This is a genomic window from Clostridium yunnanense (genome assembly GCF_016595795.1).
Classification (GTDB): Bacteria; Bacillota; Clostridia; order Clostridiales; family Clostridiaceae; genus Clostridium_AR; species Clostridium_AR yunnanense.
Genome location: NZ_JAENHN010000066.1, coordinates 241,333 through 259,038 on the forward strand (window position 1 = coordinate 241,333; position 17,706 = coordinate 259,038).

General features: G+C 30.3%; 24 protein-coding genes. 21 read left to right on the forward strand and 3 right to left on the reverse strand.

All coding sequences use genetic code 11. The features are described 5' to 3' along the window. Positions 1-38: 38 nt before the first annotated feature. Positions 39-245, reverse strand: a complete 207-nt coding sequence (locus JHL18_RS24730) for a hypothetical protein (RefSeq protein WP_200274289.1) — start codon at positions 243-245, stop codon at positions 39-41. A 376-nt stretch (positions 246-621) separates the two neighbouring features. Between JHL18_RS24730 and JHL18_RS26125 the strand changes: the two genes are divergently transcribed. From JHL18_RS26125 to JHL18_RS24750, 4 genes are read left to right on the forward strand one after another with little or no spacing between them, the layout of a single operon-like run. Further along, positions 622-780 carry a hypothetical protein gene (locus JHL18_RS26125; protein WP_243278156.1) on the forward strand — a complete coding sequence of 53 codons (159 nt, stop codon included), beginning with the start codon at positions 622-624 and terminating at the stop codon, positions 778-780. A gap of 5 nt (positions 781-785) precedes the next feature. Further along, positions 786-1,175 (forward strand): ACT domain-containing protein, encoded by a 390-nt coding sequence (locus tag JHL18_RS24740; protein ID WP_200274291.1) that lies wholly within the window; start codon positions 786-788, stop codon positions 1,173-1,175. 42 nt (positions 1,176-1,217) lie between these two features. Continuing rightward, complete coding sequence (locus tag JHL18_RS24745) at positions 1,218-1,583, forward strand: VOC family protein (protein ID WP_200274293.1); 366 nt, start codon at positions 1,218-1,220, stop codon at positions 1,581-1,583. Positions 1,584-1,616: 33 nt separating this feature from the next. After that, complete coding sequence (locus JHL18_RS24750; protein WP_200274295.1) at positions 1,617-2,222, forward strand: DJ-1/PfpI family protein; 606 nt, start codon at positions 1,617-1,619, stop codon at positions 2,220-2,222. A gap of 116 nt (positions 2,223-2,338) precedes the next feature. On the opposite strand, the gene JHL18_RS24755 is transcribed toward JHL18_RS24750, so the two are convergent. Next, positions 2,339-2,521, reverse strand: coding sequence for a hypothetical protein (locus tag JHL18_RS24755; RefSeq protein ID WP_200274297.1), 183 nt, complete (start codon positions 2,519-2,521; stop codon positions 2,339-2,341). 197 nt (positions 2,522-2,718) lie between these two features. Here JHL18_RS24755 and JHL18_RS24760 point away from each other — a divergent pair, with 197 nt between their 5' ends. From JHL18_RS24760 to JHL18_RS24805, 10 genes are all read left to right on the forward strand, one after another. After that, a complete protein-coding gene (locus JHL18_RS24760) occupies positions 2,719-3,372 on the forward strand; it encodes a carbon-nitrogen hydrolase family protein (RefSeq protein ID WP_200274299.1) in 654 nt (217 codons plus the stop codon). 25 nt (positions 3,373-3,397) lie between these two features. After that, positions 3,398-4,048, forward strand: coding sequence for a cyclase family protein (locus JHL18_RS24765; protein ID WP_200274301.1), 651 nt, complete (start codon positions 3,398-3,400; stop codon positions 4,046-4,048). A gap of 300 nt (positions 4,049-4,348) precedes the next feature. Then, positions 4,349-4,558 carry a hypothetical protein gene (locus tag JHL18_RS24770; RefSeq protein ID WP_200274303.1) on the forward strand — a complete coding sequence of 70 codons (210 nt, stop codon included), beginning with the start codon at positions 4,349-4,351 and terminating at the stop codon, positions 4,556-4,558. 260 nt (positions 4,559-4,818) lie between these two features. Beyond that, positions 4,819-6,003: an MFS transporter gene (locus tag JHL18_RS24775; RefSeq protein WP_200274305.1), complete on the forward strand. Its 1,185-nt coding sequence runs from the start codon at positions 4,819-4,821 to the stop codon at positions 6,001-6,003. A 32-nt stretch (positions 6,004-6,035) separates the two neighbouring features. Next, complete coding sequence (locus JHL18_RS24780) at positions 6,036-7,085, forward strand: ROK family protein (RefSeq protein ID WP_200274306.1); 1,050 nt, start codon at positions 6,036-6,038, stop codon at positions 7,083-7,085. A gap of 158 nt (positions 7,086-7,243) precedes the next feature. Further along, the gene (locus JHL18_RS24785) at positions 7,244-7,501 is read left to right on the forward strand and encodes a hypothetical protein (RefSeq protein ID WP_200274308.1); all 258 of its coding nucleotides are present in this window, start codon (positions 7,244-7,246) and stop codon (positions 7,499-7,501) included. 125 nt (positions 7,502-7,626) lie between these two features. After that, entirely contained in the window at positions 7,627-8,340 is a 714-nt protein-coding gene (locus tag JHL18_RS24790) for a histidine phosphatase family protein (RefSeq protein ID WP_200274311.1), read from the forward strand. Between the two features lie 99 nt (positions 8,341-8,439). Further along, positions 8,440-8,667: a hypothetical protein gene (locus JHL18_RS24795; protein ID WP_200274313.1), complete on the forward strand. Its 228-nt coding sequence runs from the start codon at positions 8,440-8,442 to the stop codon at positions 8,665-8,667. A gap of 46 nt (positions 8,668-8,713) precedes the next feature. Next, positions 8,714-9,358, forward strand: coding sequence for a YidC/Oxa1 family membrane protein insertase (locus JHL18_RS24800; RefSeq protein ID WP_200274315.1), 645 nt, complete (start codon positions 8,714-8,716; stop codon positions 9,356-9,358). Between the two features lie 302 nt (positions 9,359-9,660). After that, positions 9,661-10,512, forward strand: a complete 852-nt coding sequence (locus JHL18_RS24805) for a pentapeptide repeat-containing protein (protein WP_200274317.1) — start codon at positions 9,661-9,663, stop codon at positions 10,510-10,512. Between the two features lie 153 nt (positions 10,513-10,665). On the opposite strand, the gene JHL18_RS24810 is transcribed toward JHL18_RS24805, so the two are convergent. Continuing rightward, complete coding sequence (locus JHL18_RS24810) at positions 10,666-11,025, reverse strand: winged helix-turn-helix transcriptional regulator (protein ID WP_200274319.1); 360 nt, start codon at positions 11,023-11,025, stop codon at positions 10,666-10,668. Between the two features lie 337 nt (positions 11,026-11,362). Here JHL18_RS24810 and JHL18_RS24815 point away from each other — a divergent pair, with 337 nt between their 5' ends. From JHL18_RS24815 to JHL18_RS24845, 7 genes are all read left to right on the forward strand, one after another. Continuing rightward, positions 11,363-11,998: a flavodoxin family protein gene (locus JHL18_RS24815; protein ID WP_200274321.1), complete on the forward strand. Its 636-nt coding sequence runs from the start codon at positions 11,363-11,365 to the stop codon at positions 11,996-11,998. A gap of 83 nt (positions 11,999-12,081) precedes the next feature. Beyond that, the gene (locus JHL18_RS24820) at positions 12,082-12,321 is read left to right on the forward strand and encodes a hypothetical protein (protein ID WP_200274323.1); all 240 of its coding nucleotides are present in this window, start codon (positions 12,082-12,084) and stop codon (positions 12,319-12,321) included. A 160-nt stretch (positions 12,322-12,481) separates the two neighbouring features. Continuing rightward, positions 12,482-13,489 carry an ABC transporter ATP-binding protein gene (locus JHL18_RS24825; RefSeq protein ID WP_200274325.1) on the forward strand — a complete coding sequence of 336 codons (1,008 nt, stop codon included), beginning with the start codon at positions 12,482-12,484 and terminating at the stop codon, positions 13,487-13,489. Beyond that, the gene (locus JHL18_RS24830; RefSeq protein ID WP_200274327.1) at positions 13,489-14,307 is read left to right on the forward strand and encodes an ABC transporter permease; all 819 of its coding nucleotides are present in this window, start codon (positions 13,489-13,491) and stop codon (positions 14,305-14,307) included. The genes JHL18_RS24825 and JHL18_RS24830 overlap by 1 nt, the downstream gene beginning before the upstream one ends. A gap of 4 nt (positions 14,308-14,311) precedes the next feature. Then, a complete protein-coding gene (locus JHL18_RS24835) occupies positions 14,312-15,100 on the forward strand; it encodes an ABC transporter permease (RefSeq protein ID WP_207753109.1) in 789 nt (262 codons plus the stop codon). A gap of 281 nt (positions 15,101-15,381) precedes the next feature. Beyond that, positions 15,382-15,951 carry a TetR/AcrR family transcriptional regulator gene (locus JHL18_RS24840; protein WP_200274329.1) on the forward strand — a complete coding sequence of 190 codons (570 nt, stop codon included), beginning with the start codon at positions 15,382-15,384 and terminating at the stop codon, positions 15,949-15,951. 153 nt (positions 15,952-16,104) lie between these two features. Continuing rightward, positions 16,105-17,538, forward strand: coding sequence for a DHA2 family efflux MFS transporter permease subunit (locus JHL18_RS24845; RefSeq protein WP_200274331.1), 1,434 nt, complete (start codon positions 16,105-16,107; stop codon positions 17,536-17,538). Positions 17,539-17,706: the final 168 nt, after the last annotated feature.

The following is a 17,706-nucleotide window of genomic DNA, read 5'->3' on the forward strand; positions in this document are numbered from 1 at the left end:
GTATTTGTAGCTTGAAAAATATAATGTAATGGTTTTACTTATTCTTCATTATCATCAAAGGTTGCAGTAGTTTTTGAAGACCAACTTTTATCCTTGTGAAATTCTGGTATTAATGAATCGCTTTCATCACCTTCAATGTCTGAAGATTCAACAGTTAAGTTTGAAGAAGTTGATAAGCCAAAAGAACCAGATGTTGATGGAGAAGTAAGTACTTTATCATGTTCACTTGATTTTGTTCTTTTCATAAAACCACCTCCAGAATTAGTATGTACATTTCATATTTTATTATTAAAGATGTAAACCTCCAGTCGAGAATATATTTAAACAAAGCTTTGTAGAACCACTGAAATCTTTATTTGGGTTTTAAAGCTTAAAGTAGTTTATCTGTATAGGCGAATAAATGTCCAGTTCCATTAATTTAAAACATAATAGAAATAATTTTAATTGTTAATTTATATATGTGCCCCTATATACAGATGACGCTATTTTCAAACAAGTATGAACTAAGTTTTCGTAATGGAAGCCTGTAAGTTATATCTATAATAAGATTAAATAACAATAATAGTATCTGTAAATGATTCGTTTTATGGTATATTGTGTATATGAAATATCTTTTGTTGGGTGAATAATAAATTTATTAAGCGAAATCCTACAACTAATTTTATTGCAAAGCTAGAAGATGATGTCGTAGGTGTAATATTGTGTGGCTATGATGGAAGAAGAGGATATTTTGATCTACTTAGTTTAAATAATAGATTTGTTTATGGAGAAAGGATGTAAAGAATATGGTAGAAAAGATATTGACTATGAGATTATTAAAGGATAAATATGGAGTTTGCAGACTACATAAAAATGAGCTTATACCTATTTGGGCTCAAGAGGGAGAATTCTTTTCTATAACCAAAACAACGGATGAGCTGTCTATCGTGTGTTATGAAGACAATATTCCTCACAATATAAAATGTGAAAAGGATTGGAAGATTTTAAAGATTGAAGGACCTTTAGATTTCTCTCTAATTGGTATACTTTCATCAATCAGTTCAATATTGGCAAGCAAAGGAATTAGTATTTTTGCTGTTTCTACTTATGATACAGATTATATACTAATCAAGAATAAGGATATAGATAAAGCTGTGAAGTCATTGATTGAAGAAAGGTATGAAATCATTGAATAAAAATACATAGTTAATGTGATTTTAAATTGAGGAGCTGTAATTATGAAGCTGATAGAAATTTGTGTTTTTTCAAAGGATGTTGAGGCGCTGGCTAATTTCTACTGTAATATACTTAGTGTGGAGTGTAAAGGTGATTCTAACTTCATGGAACTAAGTTTTGAAAATATTAAATTTACTATATTCTCTAATGAAGGAATGGAAAATATGGTACCTAATTCTATGAAGAATTCAGGTAGCGGGAATTTTGCAATCAGCATTGAGGTAAATGATGTGGACTTAGAGTATGAACGTTTAAAAACAATGGATATTGAATTTATAAAACTGCCAGCAACTCATCCATGGGGTACGAGATCAATGTGGTTTAGAGATATTGATGGAAATATTGTTAATTTTGTTACTGTAGTATAGATGTAACAGTTTTAAAATAAAAGGAGGTAAGCAATGAGTTACATAATTGATATAGTATTATTTAATGATTTTGAAACTTTGGATGCATTTGGCCCTGTAGAAATACTTGGTAAGCTTCCAGATATATTCAAATTGAAGTTTATATCAATGGAAGGAAGCTTAGTTGAAAGTTCTCAAAAAGTAAGAGTTGAAACTAATTTATATAAATATGAGGCTGGTGTAGAAAGGATTTTAATTATACCAGGTGGTAATGGGACGAGAGAAAATATTGAGGATGAAAGTTTTATTAGTTTTATTAAAGAGCTACATAACCGTGCTAAGTATACGCTTAGTGTTTGTACCGGATCAGCTTTACTTGCAAAGGCAGGAATATTAGATAATAAAAAGGCAACCACGAATAAAAAGGCGTATAAGTGGGTAACAGAACAAGGTGAAAAAGTTTTATGGGTTAAAGAAGCAAGATGGGTGAGAGATGAAAACATATATACATCTTCAGGAGTTTCTGCAGGTATGGATATGACTTTAGGATTTATAGAAGACCTTTTTGGCAAAGAAAAAGCATTGGAGACTTGTCAAAGAATAGAGTATATTTGGAACGAAGATAGCAAGTATGATCCATTCTCTAAGTTATATGAGTAATGGGAGTAATTTATATTAAAGCATGCCTGCTATAGAGTTCTTATAATAAGCTTTTTAACAGGCATAAAATATGTATTCATATCATACTAAAATAAATTTTTAGTATACTAGTATTTCTATTTAGGAGCTGAAAATCCACTTGCAAAACCTTTAAAAAAGTCTGGAACAGCAAGACCTATACCAACTATAATTAAGAGACCACCAATTAACTTAAGCGATTTTCCGTTCTCTTTTTTTCTTCCAAGTACTAAAAGAATTACCCCTATAACTATACCTAAAATTGAGATAATATCGTTCATTATATAATTTCCACCTTTCATATATTATAATAAGATAATGTACAGACTATTGTTATGAGGACTTATTAAAGAATTTATTCGACTCCACTTAACAAGTAATTACAGTGTAATTATAGTATATAAATGGATTAGTTTCAAATAAAAGTATAAACGCTATATATAGTTGAATATTAATTTAATATATAAGGAGAGATATTATGAAAATATCGTTATTACAGCCTAAGATTGAGAAAGGGAATATTAGAAATAATATAGCACATGTACAAGAGTTAATTGAGAAAAGTAAAGGAGAATTATTGATTTTACCAGAGTATGCTTTTACTGGATCACTTAATTCGGAAAGTAATGTGGATATAGATGAGTGGATAACTTATGGAGATGTAGCAAAGAAAAACTTAAAAATACCTGCAGGAAAGTTATTATTAACTAATTCTTTAGTAAAAATAAATGAGGAAGTTTATAACTGCTGCGAGTTCTTACCTGACGATAAAAAACAAATTAAGGTTTTTCCAGATTCAACAGAAGAAATACATGGAATAAAAGCTGGAAAAGAACATCAAACTTTTGAAATGTTTAATAAGAAATTTAAGATTTTTATTTGTATGGATTTTAAGCATTGGAAATCTATAGAGACGAATGATTTAGACTTTATATTATTTATTTATCATTTTACCAGTGAGAACTATGAAAAAAGAATTGAAGAGCTAAAGGAATTTGTAAGGGAAAGAAAAATTCCAGTGTTAGCTAGTAGTATAGTGTCAGATAATAATAATGGCTTTAGTACTTATATAAATGAAAGTACAATTATATCTCTTTCTGAATTAGAAGGAATATTAGAGATTGAGTTATAGAAGCTATGAAAAGTGAGATTAAAATATGAAGATAGTTGATTTAACACATATAATTTCGGAAAGAATGCCAGTATATCCAGGTACAGAGGAACCTAAATTAGAGGTTGTAAATACATATGATAAGAATGGTTTTAAAGAAACCTTATTAACTATGTTTTCTCATACAGGAACTCACATGGATGCACCTGCTCATATATTTGATAAAAAGACTAGCTTAGATTTATTTCCAGTTGAGCAATTTGTAGGAAAAGCATTAGTTATAGATTGTAGTGATTTAAAGGAAGGTGGAAAAATCACTATAAAGTATATTGAAAATGTAAAAGAAAAGGCTGACGAGGCAGAGTTTATTTTGTTTAGAACAGGGTGGGAGGAACTTTGGGGCACAGAGGCCTATTTCGGAGAGTATCCTCATATAACCGAGGAGGTTGCAGACTATTTGATACAGAGCAAAAAGAAAGGTATTGGCTTAGATACCATAAGTGTAGATTGTATTTCAGATGAAAATTTAATCTTACACAAAAAGCTTTTTGCAGAAACTGAAATAGTTGTTATGGAAAACTTGACTAATTTGAAGAAGGTTGGAAGTGGATTGTTTACTCTATGTGCACTTCCTTTAAAATATGAAAATGCTGATGGAGCACCAATTAGAGCAATTGCAATTTTAGAAGACAGATAAAGTATTTACATAGTTTGCTAGGTATGAGAAAGGGAGGCCTGAAAATGGTGTCCCTTTAATTGCTTAATATAAAATAGAGTATTTAACTAAATGGTGCCACTATTATTGACATACCATATTATTGAAAATAATATATATATTGAGTATAATGAAAATAATTAATAGATGTAAAAGTAAGGAAATAATTATTTCTATAAAAAGCTTGGATATAAGATTTTTGATGAATAAAGGAGTGACTTAGTCAAGGTCATGTTTTTTGAAAAAAGGCTGTTTTACAAGTAAAGCAATACCAATAATTATATGTTTATCAATTTAAATGAGGTGAGAGGTATTAAGAAAAGAATATTATTAATAGCATCAATTCTTTTATTCGTGATAGCAGCAGTAATTCTATTTATCGGTATACGAGATGATAACAATATAGCAAGAATTACAGCATTGGTCTTAATATTAGTGTTAAATATATTTAATGTTTTTAGAAATGCTGATAGGTGGAATAAAAAAAGATAAGATCAATTGGCTATGAATTTTATAATTGTTAACTTAACTTAATACTCCTGTAAAACACCGTACTATAAATAGTTACGGTGTTTTACTTATAACTAAAGAATAAAGGTGCAAAGAAATTAGTCATTAAAGCATGTTTTTCAGAAATAGAAAAGAGTATGCAAGTTTTGAAACAACAATTGATTAATACAAGGTGGTATGCTAGTCTTATTACATAAACTTTTAAAAGTTTGCGTAATAAGTTTGGAGAGTGGGGACAACTAATGAAAAATCGTTTCAGTTTAAGTTTTAAAGCGTTCTATTTTATATATTTAGGAGCTATTGGAACCTTCATGCCTTATGTAAATGTATATTTAGAAAAAAGTGTGGGATTGAATGGATCTCAAATTGGATTAATTACAGCGCTGAGTTCAATAGTTGGATTTGCTGTGATTCCTATCTGGGGAGTAGTTGGTGATAAAACTAAAAAATATAATGCGTTATTAAGAGCATCTCTTGCAGGAGCTTTAGTTATGGTAGCTTTATATCATAAAGCAGCAACATACCCAATGATAATACTTTGCGCAATTGGATTAGAAACAATGAGATTAGGTACTGTACCTATGTCGGATACTATTACTACTAAGTATTGCCATGAAAATGGTGGTAATTATGGAGCTATTAGGGCTATGGGATCTTTGGGATATATGCTGGCTAGTATGGCCGTTGGATTTTTGGCAGATAAGTTTGGATTAGATGGACCTATTTTTGCTAGTTATGCATTTTTATTAGCTATAACACTTCCCATTAGTTTCACTTTTCCTAAAAATGGTAATAAAGAAGGACAAGAAGAAGATAAATTACAAAAGGGCAGTTTTAAAGAATTATTGACTAATAAGAATTACATATTTATTTTGTGTATTACTATACTTACAACAGTAGTAATAGACTCTGCAATGAGTTATGCTGGAAATCACCTAGTATCTACTCTAAACGGTACCAAATCATTAATTAGTTGGATGACTTTTATAACAGTACTACCAGAAGTATTATTCTTAATGGTTGCTATTAAGGTTATTAATAAAATAGGTTTCAAAAAGTATTATATTTTAGTTGTTATTTCAATGATAGTTAGATTTGGAGTTTATTCCTTTTCTAATAATCAATATGCATTTTTAGTGGTAAGTGTTGTTCATTGTTTAGGTGTTGCAATGGTTACAGTTGGAAACTTGACTTATATCAGAAATTCAGTTAATTCAGCAGTTTTAGGTACTGCAATTACATTATTCAATGCTGCAATGTCTATAGGAAAAGCTATATTTGGATATGTATTTGGGATTGTATATCAATATGGTAATAGTTATATGATTTATATGTTAGGTGCTGTAACTTTTGTAGTTGCTTTAATTGTATTAATTAGGACAAACCATTTTGATAAAATGGATGTAAAAAAGGGACATATATTTTAAAGTTATTAGTTTTTAAGATTTAGGAGAACAAAATGAGTGAACTTTCTGGAAGACCTAATATTCTAAAGAGATTAAATAGTGACCTAATCAAAAATGCTTTAAAGAATTTAGAATCTGCAACAAAGGCAGAATTAGTGCAAGAGACAGGAATAAGTCTTACTACTGTTGGAGTTATACTAACTAAGCTTGTAGAAGATGGTGAGGTTAAAAATCAAGGCTATGATGAGTCAAGTGGAGGTAGAAGAGCAGAGAGATATACTCTTAACCTTAATTATTCTCTAGCTGCTGCTTTATGTGTTGAGAATAAGTACATAGATTATGCAGTAGGTAATTCGGCTGGAGAAATATTAGAAGAAGGACGAGTAGAAATTAATGAAACTAAGCAAATTAATTCAGTAGAAGAGGTTTTGAATTGTTTAATAGATAAGTTTGATTCAATAAAATGCATTGGTATTGGAGTGCCTGCAGCAGTGGCTAATGGACGACTTTTTACAGGGACAAAATTAGAAGAGTGGCATAATTTTAATGTTCAGGATTATCTTGAAAAAAAGTATAATCTTCCTGTAATTATGGAAAATGATCTTAATGCAATTGCTGTTGGGTTTGCTAATAATTATCTTAAAGAAAAGGGACTTCATGAATCTAACTTTTTGAATATTATCTATATAAATTTTATGACCACTGGTATTGGATCAGGGATTATAGCTAATGGGATGCTAATTAGAGGCTTTTCAAATTATGCTGGAGAAATATCTTTTCTTCAACTAGGCAATGGAGATACATTTTTTGACGCAGTTATGAGACAACATACAAATGAGGAGTATGCAAATGCAATAGCAATAGCCGTAGGAAACCTAAGTTGTATAGTTAATCCAGAATATGTTGTAATAGGTGGAGATGCATTTGAAGAGCATAATCTAGAGTTAATAAATGAGTATTGTTCTAAGTATATTCCAGATAATGTTAGACCTAAAATCATACACGCCGAAGACTATAGAGAGGATTATATTTCTGGAATAATGCATCTTACTATTGAAGAAATGAATTCAGGAATTAGGCTAGTAACAACTAAAAGATTATAATTTGATTTCAATATTTTTAAGTTTAACGTAGTTAATTTTTATTTTTGAAATTAAGTTGTCAACCATACCATGATTTAATGTACTTATGGAAGGAATTTGAGAGATGAGTCTTTATAGTTATTTTTAAATATAATTAAGTAATATTTAGGAGATATAGAATGATTGAATTTAATTATGAAAATGATGATGAGAATTATAAGGATAATGACAAGGATCGTGAAAAGAATCTAATTATGCTTGAATTATTGCAAGATACTCAGTTTATATTAGAAATGCTAATAAAAAAGTTATCTATAGTTGAAGCTAAGCTTGAAGTTAAGCAAAGTCATAGTGATGATGAAGTACTAAGGTCATTAATGATATTGTATAATAAAAGAAAGAGTAAATTCACTGAGTTAATAAATAGTGAAAGATAGATATACAAAAGCATAAGGAATTAAATCTATAAAACTAAATGTTATATGTAGTACTAGTATAATTACAATTATATATAATCTAAAATCTCTTTTATATTAGGACGAGATTTTTATATGGAGGAAAAATGAGCGATAAGAAAATAGGAAAAGTTACTTTATATCTAATGAGGCATGGGCAAACTATTTTAAACAAGGCTGAAAGAGTACAAGGTTGGTGCGATGGGGTTCTTACAAAGGAAGGAACTGAAGTTGCTGTAAATGTTGGATTAGGGGTAAGTGATATTAAGTTTAAGGCTGTTTATAGCAGTGATTTAGGAAGAGCTGCAAAGACTGCAAAGATAGTAATAAAGGAAAATAGAGCAAGTGATACTTTAGAACTAAAAGAGGTTGAAGGATTAAGAGAAGTATATTTTGGAAAGTTTGAAGGCGAACTTGAACGTGTTAAGTTCAACGCTATACTTAATTATCTTAAGGTAAGCTCTTTTGAAGAAGCCATAGAAAAATATGATTTTCAAAAAGAATATGTAAATTCGGTTGCTGCTTTAGATGAAACAAAGGAGGCAGAAGATCATGACACAGCATTAAAAAGAATTATGGAAGCTTTAAGAGAGATTTGCCTAGACAATTCTACTGAAAAAGATGAAAATGTACTTGTAGTATCTCATGGAGGGATAATTAGACTAGTTATAAACTACTTGGATAAAAGCTTTGATCTAAGACATATGGAGAATTCAAGTATATCAAAGATAGTGTATAAAGATGGAGATTTTAAAGTTGAATCAGTAAATGATACTAGTTATTGTGAAAAAGGTAAAGCTATGAAAACTGTGATTAGTTGATTAGGAGTTTATAAAGAAATTATAAAATATTCGTAAAGTGGTTGATAATAACTTATAAAGTAGTATAATTTATATATAAATTATAAACGAGGTAACTTTATGAGAGCAGAATTGCTTAACAGCATACAGGTATTATTTATTCTAATATTTTTCATAGGTTTTTTTGCTTATACAATCAGAGAAGCAAGAAACTGTATTAGGAAGTTTAAGTATAATTACATAAAGAGGACATATTCAAATGCTCTAGATTTTTCTAGGTTTATGATAAAAGAAAACTATTTTTCCTACGAAAAATATGATATTTGGCGGTATTGCGAGCTTTTTTAGATGAAGTGATGTATCTTAATATACTTTAATAATTAGGAGGAAAATTATGAACATCATTTCAAATCTATTAAATTCAATACTTGGATATTTTTTTAATATCACTGGGGATTTTGGTATAGCTATAATACTGCTTACTTTGGTGGTAAGAGTGATATTAATGCCATTGTCATTTAGACAGAAGATTAGCATGAAGGAACAGCAAAACCTTTCTAAAGGACTAGAGGAGATAAAAGAAAAGTATAAAAATAATAAAGCAAAGTTAGAAAGCGAAACTCAAAAATATTACAAGGAAAGTTCAAAAAGTATGCTAGGATTTTTGACAAGCTTTCTTCAACTCCCTATATTTTTTGCATTGTACAATGTGATATTAAAAATGCCAATGAGTACAGCAACCATGCTTGTGCCTTGGGTAGCAAGTCTAAAAATGGCAGATAGTTTCTTTATTATACCTACTGCTTATGTAATATCGGTGTTAATTCCAAACTTACTACCTTATGTACCGTTTTTAAAAATAACCACTCAGGCTAGAATTAGTAAAGCTAACATTTTAGTATCGAGTGTGATGAGTGCAATAATAACTTTTAAAGCGCCTATTGCTCTTGGATTGTATCTAATAACTACAAGTTTATTTTCTGCTATAGAAGAAATGATCTTTAGAATCTATATAAGAAGAAGAGAACTTGTTGCTTAAAGATTCTAATTACTGTATGAAATATTTAACATCGTCTATTCAAACTGAGTAGTACGATGTTTTTATTTTCAAAGAATATTACAGATAATTTATTTTATATCTAAATCTACCAAAATAAAGATTCGTAGATTCATCTAAATATCAAATTTCAGTCTATGGATAGAAGCAGGTCATATATATTTGGTTCAAAAGCAAAGCAAGTTTCATTATTTTGTAAAACCAGTAACTAAAAAATATATTTTGTATGATATAATATTAAAGTGAAAAATTGATTAGACTTTTGTAATATGAGGTAAATACTTATGATATATATAGATCAAGATAAATTTAATAAGGAGCTGAAAGCTGAATGTAAAGATTGTTTTGGCTTATGTTGTATAGCTTTATATTTTTCAGCTTCAGATGGTTTTCCTACAAACAAAGATGCAGGGAAGCCTTGCATAAACTTAAAAGAGGATTTTACATGTTCTGTACATAATAACCTTATAAATAAGGGACTTAAAGGCTGTACTGCATATGAGTGTTTTGGTGCTGGTCAAAAGATAGCTCAGGTAACTTATGAGGGAAAGAATTGGCGACAAGTACCTGAAGCATCTAAGGAAATGTTCGAAGCATTTCTAATAATGAGACAACTTCATGAAATGTTGTGGTATCTTACTGAAGCTTATAATATTAATAAAGAGAGTCAGATAAAACATGAAATTGGATTATTGATTAATAAGACGGAGGAGATTACACTTCTTGATGCTAAAGAACTTTTAAAGTTGGATGTAGAAGCTCATAGAAATAAGGTTAACATGTTTCTTAGAAATGTTAGTGAAATGGTACGTAATAATGCTAAAAATAAAGAGAACTTGAATAATAAAAAGAAAAGAGCAAGTGGTAGAAGATATGATTATTTCGGTGCGGATATGAGGAAAATGGAACTTGTAGGAGCAGATTTAAGAGGAGCATGTCTGATTGCTGCAAATCTAAAAGGCACTGATTTGAGTGGCGCAGATTTAATTGGAGCAGATCTAAGAGATGCTGATTTATGTGGCTCTAATCTTATAGATGCAATATTTCTAAGCCAAGCACAGATAAACGCAGCAAAGGGAGATATTAATACAAAACTTCCCCTGAGGTTAGTAAGACCAAGCCACTGGATGAAGTAGCTAAGGTATATTTTTATGTGCAAATATTTTAGAGTTATAATTTAAAACATCGTAAAATTCAACAATTAGGATTTTACGATGTTTTAATTGTACTAATAGGCTAGTTTTAAATAGACTTATTTTAATAGTACTTAATAATCTATTAAATTAAAGTTAGTCTGTAGATTCAGATTTCTTACATCCTTCATCTAAATGAGGATAATATTTAATGGACCAAGTCTCAATTTGTTTGATAATTTTAGTTAGATCCTTTCCTTTGTCAGTAAGAAAATACTCAACCTTTGGAGGAATTTCTGCATAAACCTTTTTATCAATTAAATCTTCAACTTCCAGTTCCTTAAGCTTTTCATTCAACACCTTTTGACTTATACCTTTAGTCATCCGTTGAAGCTCTAGAAATCTTTTAGGCTCATCGTATAGATGACAAAGTAAAACTGCTTTCCACTTACCTCTAATAAAATCCATAGCAAAATCCAATAAACAAACATATCTTTTGCCATTATAACTAATCATTAAATTACCTACTTTCAATCTTATAATTCAATTTGGTTATAAATACAATTTGTTTTAAAATACCTTATTAATAATAATAGTAAGCATAATCAAATTTGATTAAATACTAATTAGAATTACAGTATATATCAAGTAAACTTATAATAGCAAATCCATTGATGAAAAAAATATATCCTGCTAAATAATATAAATTTAAATTCGCCTTAGAACGTAAGAAGCATAATAAATCTTACTAAAAAGTAAGTCGTCTAACTAAAAAGTGCGTACTTGTGGCTTAAATTGCTGTCTCATATAATAAGCACATGGTTTTAAATTAAAGTGTGTGGAGGTATTAGTTATGAAAGTTGTAGCTTTTAATGGTAGTCCAAAAAAGAATGGTAATACTTATGAGGCAATTAAGGCAGTGGCTGCTGAATTGGATAAAGAAAAGATAGAGGTAGAAATTATTCATGTTGGCAACAAGACAATCCGTGGATGTATGGATTGTGGAGGATGTAGCAGAAATATGAATGAAAGATGTGTAATGCAGAATGATGAAGTTAATGATTGGATTCAAAAAATGAAAGAAGCGGATGGGATTATTTTGGGATCACCTGTACATTATGCTGCTATACCAGGTACTATGAAGTCGTTTTTAGATAGAGCCTTTTATGTTACATCCATTAATAAAGGAATGCTTAGACATAAGGTTGGAGCAAGTGTTGTTGCTGTAAGAAGAGCTGGAGGGGTTCCAGTATTCAATCAGCTAAATAATTATATAAATTACTCTGAGATGTTAATGCCTACATCTAATTATTGGAATGTAATCAATGGAACAGCACCAGGAGAAGTACTACAAGATGACGAAGGAATGCAAATTATGAGTGTATTAGGCAAAAATATGGCGTGGTTACTAAAGCTTGTTAAGGCAGGGGAAAGTACTGTAGAAGAGAATAAAAGAGAAGATAAAATATTTACTAACTTTATAAGATAACTATATTTATAGGTTGTTACAAAATATAGTTACATATATTGACAACTAAATGAAAGCAAACTACAATGAAAAGTAGTAATTAGATGGCACGATGGATATCGTGCTTTTTTACTGTAAAGGAAAATATAAAGTTTTTATGCCAATTAAACTTAGATATTTCAACGCTTTCAGAAGCTTTTTATGGCTATACAGTAAAAAAAAGTTATTCGCCTGCCAAATTTTCCACATATTCATTCGGAAAGGCAGATGCACAAAAAAAGTTCACTGAAGAAGGTCACTTCAGAGACTTTTTTACCTCATTCAATGCAATCGGTTGCGTGTAAAGCTAAGTAATAAATGCAATTGTTTATCACTTAGCTATGCCATACTAAAAAGATTTCAAAAATAATAATATTTAATAAATAGGGGCTTTCAATATAAGTTGTTAAAGAAAATTAAGGCTAGCATAACTAGTTTTATATATTGGGGCTAGGGGGGAAATACATGATTGTATTAGAAAATGTTTGTAAAGAATTTAAAACAGTGAAGAAGCAAGAAGGGCTTAAAGGAGCGTTTAAAGGCTTATTCTCAAGAGATTATACTTTAAAAAAAGCAGTTGACAACATGACCTTTACAATAAATAAAGGTGAGATAGTAGGTTACATAGGAGCTAATGGCGCAGGTAAGTCCACCACGATAAAGATGATGACAGGAATACTTACTCCATCTAGTGGAAAAGTTACTGTAGATGGTATAGTGCCATATGAAAATAGGACAGAGAATGCAAAAAAAATAGGAGTAGTTTTTGGACAAAGAACTCAGCTTTGGTGGGACTTAGCCCTAAGAGAAACGTTCACCGTATTGAAAGAGATATATGAAGTTTCAAATGAGGATTTTGAATATAGGATGAAGTTTTTAGACGACGTATTGGGACTTGATGAATTCATGGCAACACCTGTAAGAAGTCTTTCCTTAGGGCAAAGGATGAGAGCTGACCTTGCAGCTTCACTTCTTCATAACCCGCAAATATTATATTTAGATGAACCAACTATAGGACTTGATGTAATGGTCAAGGAAAAAGTAAGAAAAGCTATTAAGGAAATAAACAAAGAATTTGGTACGACGGTTATATTAACTACTCATGATCTAAACGATATTGAAGAGCTTTGTAACAGGATAATTATTATAGATAATGGTAAGAAAATCTATGATGGAAGCATTGAAGCAATAAAGAGTACCTTTGGATATATGAGTCAAGTAGAGATAAAAGTAAAAAGTACCGAAGTATTTAAAAGCTTTGATATTAATAAATCCTTAAACTTCTCAAAGGAGGACTTGTTCATTGAAGAAGGAGACGGTTCAGTAATAGTGACTTTTAATAAAAATAAAATTCCTGTATCAGATATAATCTATGTGATTATGAAAGAATGCCCAGTTATAGATGTATCAATTAAAGAAACAAGCATAGAGGAAATAATTAAGAAGATATATAGGAATGAGGTGAATGTTTAATGAAAAGGTTAGCAAAAGTCTATATGCCTTTCTTAAAATGTTCCATTCAAAGATTCGTAGCCTATAGAGCAAATGTGTACATGTTTATATTAGGAAATATAATAGCAACCTTTGTAGTCTATTATCTTTGGAAAGCTATTTTTGCCAATTCTCCAGAGGGAGTTATGTACGGTTTTACAGCTGCTGAGATGGCTTTATATGTATTTATGAGTAGGATAACAGCTGGGATATTAGAGAATAATGCAACCTATTTTGTAGGTGGAGAAGTTAGGGATGGTTCTATTGCTATGTCTCTAATTAAGCCTATAAATTTTATGGGAAGAGTACTTTTTCAATGCTTTGGAGGAACAGCAGCTTTTCTAATATTTGCAGCTTTACCTTTATGGGTAATATTGTTGATTGTAAGATATGTAACTATTGGTGAACTTCCACCTGATATAATGACATTAGGATTATATTTAACTAGTTGTATACTAGCATATTTTGTTCTTTTTTTCTTTAACTACTGCGTTGGACTATTAGCATTTTCTTTTACAAATCTATGGGGAATTTCGCAAATACAAGCTGCAGTCGTAGAATTTTGCTCAGGGTCTCTAATACCGTTGGTGTTTTTTCCACACTGGTTTCAGAATATATTAAAATTTGTACCTTTTTCATCGATGAATTATACTCCCATAATGATATATCTAGGGAAAATAAAAGGCTACGAAATACTAAATAGTTTACTAGTTCAAGTAGTTTGGATAGTGCTACTTGCACTATTAAGCACTTTCATGTGGAATAGATCAATGAAGAAACTAACCATACTTGGAGGTTGATATTATGAGATATGTTAAGCTTTATAAAAAGTTTTTAATCCAATATTTAAAGAGTCTAATGGAATATAAAGTGGATTTTTTCTTTGGATTGTTTGGATTTTTTCTAATCCAAGCCTCTGGGATAGCCTTTATTAACCTAGTATTTAGTAATATCCCAACTCTTAATGGGTGGAGTTATTATGATATGTTATTTATCTACGGATTTGCACAGCTACCAAGAGGAATAGATCATTTAATTATGGATAACATTTGGATTTTTGCAAGAGATATGGTAATACAAGGGACTTTCGATAGATATTTAGTAAGACCAATAAATCCGTTTTTTCAAATGATATCTGAAAGGTTTCAACCTGATGCCTTTGGAGAGATTATTGTAGGAATAGTGATTTTAGCGATTTCAGTTCCTAAGATAAACATTTCTATATCTATAATAAATATCTTAATTTTTGTAATACTTGTGTTTGCTGGATCGGTAATATATACCTCCATAAAGTTATTTTTTGCATCCTTTGCATTTTGGATTAAAAATTCTATAAATCTCGTTTTTATGGTTTATAATATCAGTACTTTTGCAAAATATCCAATGAGCATTTATCCAAAGGCAATAAGTATTGTAGTTCAGTTTATGGTTCCTTTTGCATTTACCGCCTTTGTTCCTGCAGAATATATGTTAGGTAAAGTAAGTTTTGTTTATGGAGTAGGGGGAACTATACTTTGTGCAGGCGTGGCCTGGATACTTGCATACGGACTTTGGACTCGAGGAATTAAAAGTTACGAGAGCTCAGGAAGTTAGTCTAACTAAAGATGAAACACTTCAATCCGAAATATAAATTTAACTATGAACTGGTTCATCTATATATTGGTGAGAATCATAAGACATAAAATACTGTAATCTTTAGAAATACACAGTGTCAGTTTTATATCTATCTTTTAAATCCCTCTTAGTTCTTGAAGAGATTTTTGGAAATCTAAAATAAAATAAAAAATCTGTTGAAATTATGGGAGATTTTAATTATAATTTACATGTAGACCAGTCACCATAATAAACTTGAAAGGTATAAATTTAATAAGCTTATGGGAATTAATACAAATGCGAAAGCTAAATTTATAGAAACTTCGTGTAGACTTTTTGAAATAAAGGGATATCACGCAACTGGATTGAATGAAATACTTAAGGAAAGCGGAGCTCCAAAAGGATCTTTGTATTATCATTTTCCCAATGGAAAAGAACAACTTGCATTAGAATCAATTAAATTTTCATGTGATAAGATAACTACAAACTTAAAAAATTTTTTGGATAAGTTTAAAAATCCAATTGAAGGTATTGCGGCTAATATTATAGGCCTAGCTGAAATACTTGAAAATGAGAAAAAGCTAAGAGATATGTCAATAAGTTTATTAGCTTTAGAAATATATGATACTAGTGAAGTTTTACGTGAAGCTTGTGAGCAGACTTTTTCTTCTATTGAAGATATATATATTGAAAAGCTTATAGAATATGGTGTGGATGAAGATAGAGCTAAAGAGATGGCGACAATTATTTTGTCACTGACTGAAGGAGCCATAATACTTAGTTTAACTAGAAAAAATGGTGAAGCTTTGAGAACAGCAGCTAAACAGATTCAGGTACTAATAAATGTATAAGGCGCTGAAATTAATTGGTTATTCATCCAACGCTTTAATGAGCTTATGAAAAGAGTTATCTAAAGATTACTTCTTAAATAAGAAATATCTTTAGATGCTCTATTTTTATGACGTTTAATTATGTAGACTGGTCTAGTGAATGGAGGGAAATTAATGGAAGCAAAAAACAAAGTTAACACTACAAAAAAGGTGAATTCAACAGCAATCATAGCAGTATTAGTACTAAGTGCATTTATTGCTACATTCAATGAAACCATATTAAATGTGGCATTGTCAGGGATAATGAAAGAAATGAAGGTTAATGCAGGAACAGTTCAGTGGATAATTACAGCGTATATGATAGTAACTTCTGTAATGGTTCCAGTTACTGCTTTTCTAATACAAAGCTTTAAGACCAAAAACTTATTTTTAAGTGCGTTAGGCCTATTACTTGTAGGAACCATATCAGCAGCATTTTCTAATTCTTTTAGTATGCTACTAATTTCAAGGATGATTCAAGCATCGGGAACGGGTATGATGATTCCGATTATGATGAATACAGTATTACTGGTAGCGCCAAGAGAGAAGATTGGTGCCTCAATGGCTATATGTGTTTCAGCAATTTCTCTTGGGCCTGCTTTTGGACCAACAGTATCAGGAATAATGCTGCAGTATTTTAGTTGGCATGCATTATTTATTGCTTTAATTCCAATCATAATACTAGTTATGGTTGCTGGAAGTTTAATTTTAGTAAATATATCAGAACTTACAAATCCCAAGTTAGATATTATATCAGTAATATTATCTACTTTAGGTCTTGGAGCTATAATATACGGAATAAGTAGTATTAGTGGTAGCGGCATAAAAATTGCTTTAGTAAGTTTTATACTGGGGCTAATTGCAACAGCTATTTTTGTAAAGAGACAGCTTATCCTAGACGAGCCTATGCTTAATCTTTCTCCATTTAAATATCCTAAGTTTGTAATAGGGGTATTATTAGTTATGGTGTCTATGATGATTATGTTTACCATGAATATAATGCTACCGATGTATATAGAAGGATCTCTTGGGAAAACAAGTTTTGTTGCTGCTCTTTCTTTATTACCTGCTGTAATCTTTAATGGAATAGCAACGCCAATAGGTGGGAAATTATATGACAAGATTGGTGTGAAGCTTTTAGTACCTATAGGAATAGCTATAATAGCTACATTTACGCTTATGTTAGCTTTTTCTACTAATGAAACACCTTTGCTTAGAATTGTAATATCATATATATGTTTATGCATAGGAGTAGGTTTCACTATGTCGCCTTCTCAAACACATTCTTTAAATCAACTGCCTAAAAAATATTATCCTGATGGAGTTGCAATAGTGAATACACTCCAGCAAGTTTCTGCTGCCATTGGATCTTCACTTTTCATTGGAATAATGTCAGCAGTTCAAGTTAAGAATTTAGCCATAGGAAATGTGACCAATGAAGCTTCGGTAGCAAAAGGCTTTTCAAGTGCAGCTTTAGTAGCCTTTGGTATTGTAGTAGTAGGTCTTATTTTATCCTTTTCCTTTGGAACAGGTAAGAAAAAAGCTGAAGAAGATGTGAAGGTTGCCTAACATAAACAGGATATTTATAGAGTACAAGGAATGAAGTTTTTTAAATAATTTAAAGTGAAATTTAATAAGTATTAAGTTATAACTAGTCATAAGTTTATTATATACAATTGTAAATAGAAAGAACCATGAACAGCTAGAAACTAAATTCCCTATTTCATGGTTCTTTTT

Coding starts and splice junctions, on each gene's coding strand:
- JHL18_RS24825 (WP_200274325.1), top strand. CDS start 12,482: ATGATTGTATTAGAAAATGTTTGTAAAGAATTTAAAACAGTGAAGAAG.
- JHL18_RS24795 (WP_200274313.1), top strand. CDS start 8,440: ATGAGAGCAGAATTGCTTAACAGCATACAGGTATTATTTATTCTAATA.
- JHL18_RS24790 (WP_200274311.1), top strand. CDS start 7,627: ATGAGCGATAAGAAAATAGGAAAAGTTACTTTATATCTAATGAGGCAT.
- JHL18_RS24815 (WP_200274321.1), top strand. CDS start 11,363: ATGAAAGTTGTAGCTTTTAATGGTAGTCCAAAAAAGAATGGTAATACT.
- JHL18_RS24805 (WP_200274317.1), top strand. CDS start 9,661: ATGATATATATAGATCAAGATAAATTTAATAAGGAGCTGAAAGCTGAA.
- JHL18_RS24830 (WP_200274327.1), top strand. CDS start 13,489: ATGAAAAGGTTAGCAAAAGTCTATATGCCTTTCTTAAAATGTTCCATT.
- JHL18_RS24820 (WP_200274323.1), top strand. CDS start 12,082: ATGGCACGATGGATATCGTGCTTTTTTACTGTAAAGGAAAATATAAAG.
- JHL18_RS24835 (WP_207753109.1), top strand. CDS start 14,312: ATGAGATATGTTAAGCTTTATAAAAAGTTTTTAATCCAATATTTAAAG.
- JHL18_RS24810 (WP_200274319.1), bottom strand. CDS start 11,025: ATGATTAGTTATAATGGCAAAAGATATGTTTGTTTATTGGATTTTGCT.
- JHL18_RS24840 (WP_200274329.1), top strand. CDS start 15,382: ATGGGAATTAATACAAATGCGAAAGCTAAATTTATAGAAACTTCGTGT.
- JHL18_RS24785 (WP_200274308.1), top strand. CDS start 7,244: ATGATTGAATTTAATTATGAAAATGATGATGAGAATTATAAGGATAAT.
- JHL18_RS24750 (WP_200274295.1), top strand. CDS start 1,617: ATGAGTTACATAATTGATATAGTATTATTTAATGATTTTGAAACTTTG.
- JHL18_RS24740 (WP_200274291.1), top strand. CDS start 786: ATGGTAGAAAAGATATTGACTATGAGATTATTAAAGGATAAATATGGA.
- JHL18_RS24730 (WP_200274289.1), bottom strand. CDS start 245: ATGAAAAGAACAAAATCAAGTGAACATGATAAAGTACTTACTTCTCCA.
- JHL18_RS24770 (WP_200274303.1), top strand. CDS start 4,349: ATGTTTATCAATTTAAATGAGGTGAGAGGTATTAAGAAAAGAATATTA.
- JHL18_RS24765 (WP_200274301.1), top strand. CDS start 3,398: ATGAAGATAGTTGATTTAACACATATAATTTCGGAAAGAATGCCAGTA.
- JHL18_RS24800 (WP_200274315.1), top strand. CDS start 8,714: ATGAACATCATTTCAAATCTATTAAATTCAATACTTGGATATTTTTTT.
- JHL18_RS24775 (WP_200274305.1), top strand. CDS start 4,819: ATGAAAAATCGTTTCAGTTTAAGTTTTAAAGCGTTCTATTTTATATAT.
- JHL18_RS24780 (WP_200274306.1), top strand. CDS start 6,036: ATGAGTGAACTTTCTGGAAGACCTAATATTCTAAAGAGATTAAATAGT.
- JHL18_RS24745 (WP_200274293.1), top strand. CDS start 1,218: ATGAAGCTGATAGAAATTTGTGTTTTTTCAAAGGATGTTGAGGCGCTG.
- JHL18_RS24755 (WP_200274297.1), bottom strand. CDS start 2,521: ATGAACGATATTATCTCAATTTTAGGTATAGTTATAGGGGTAATTCTT.
- JHL18_RS24845 (WP_200274331.1), top strand. CDS start 16,105: ATGGAAGCAAAAAACAAAGTTAACACTACAAAAAAGGTGAATTCAACA.
- JHL18_RS24760 (WP_200274299.1), top strand. CDS start 2,719: ATGAAAATATCGTTATTACAGCCTAAGATTGAGAAAGGGAATATTAGA.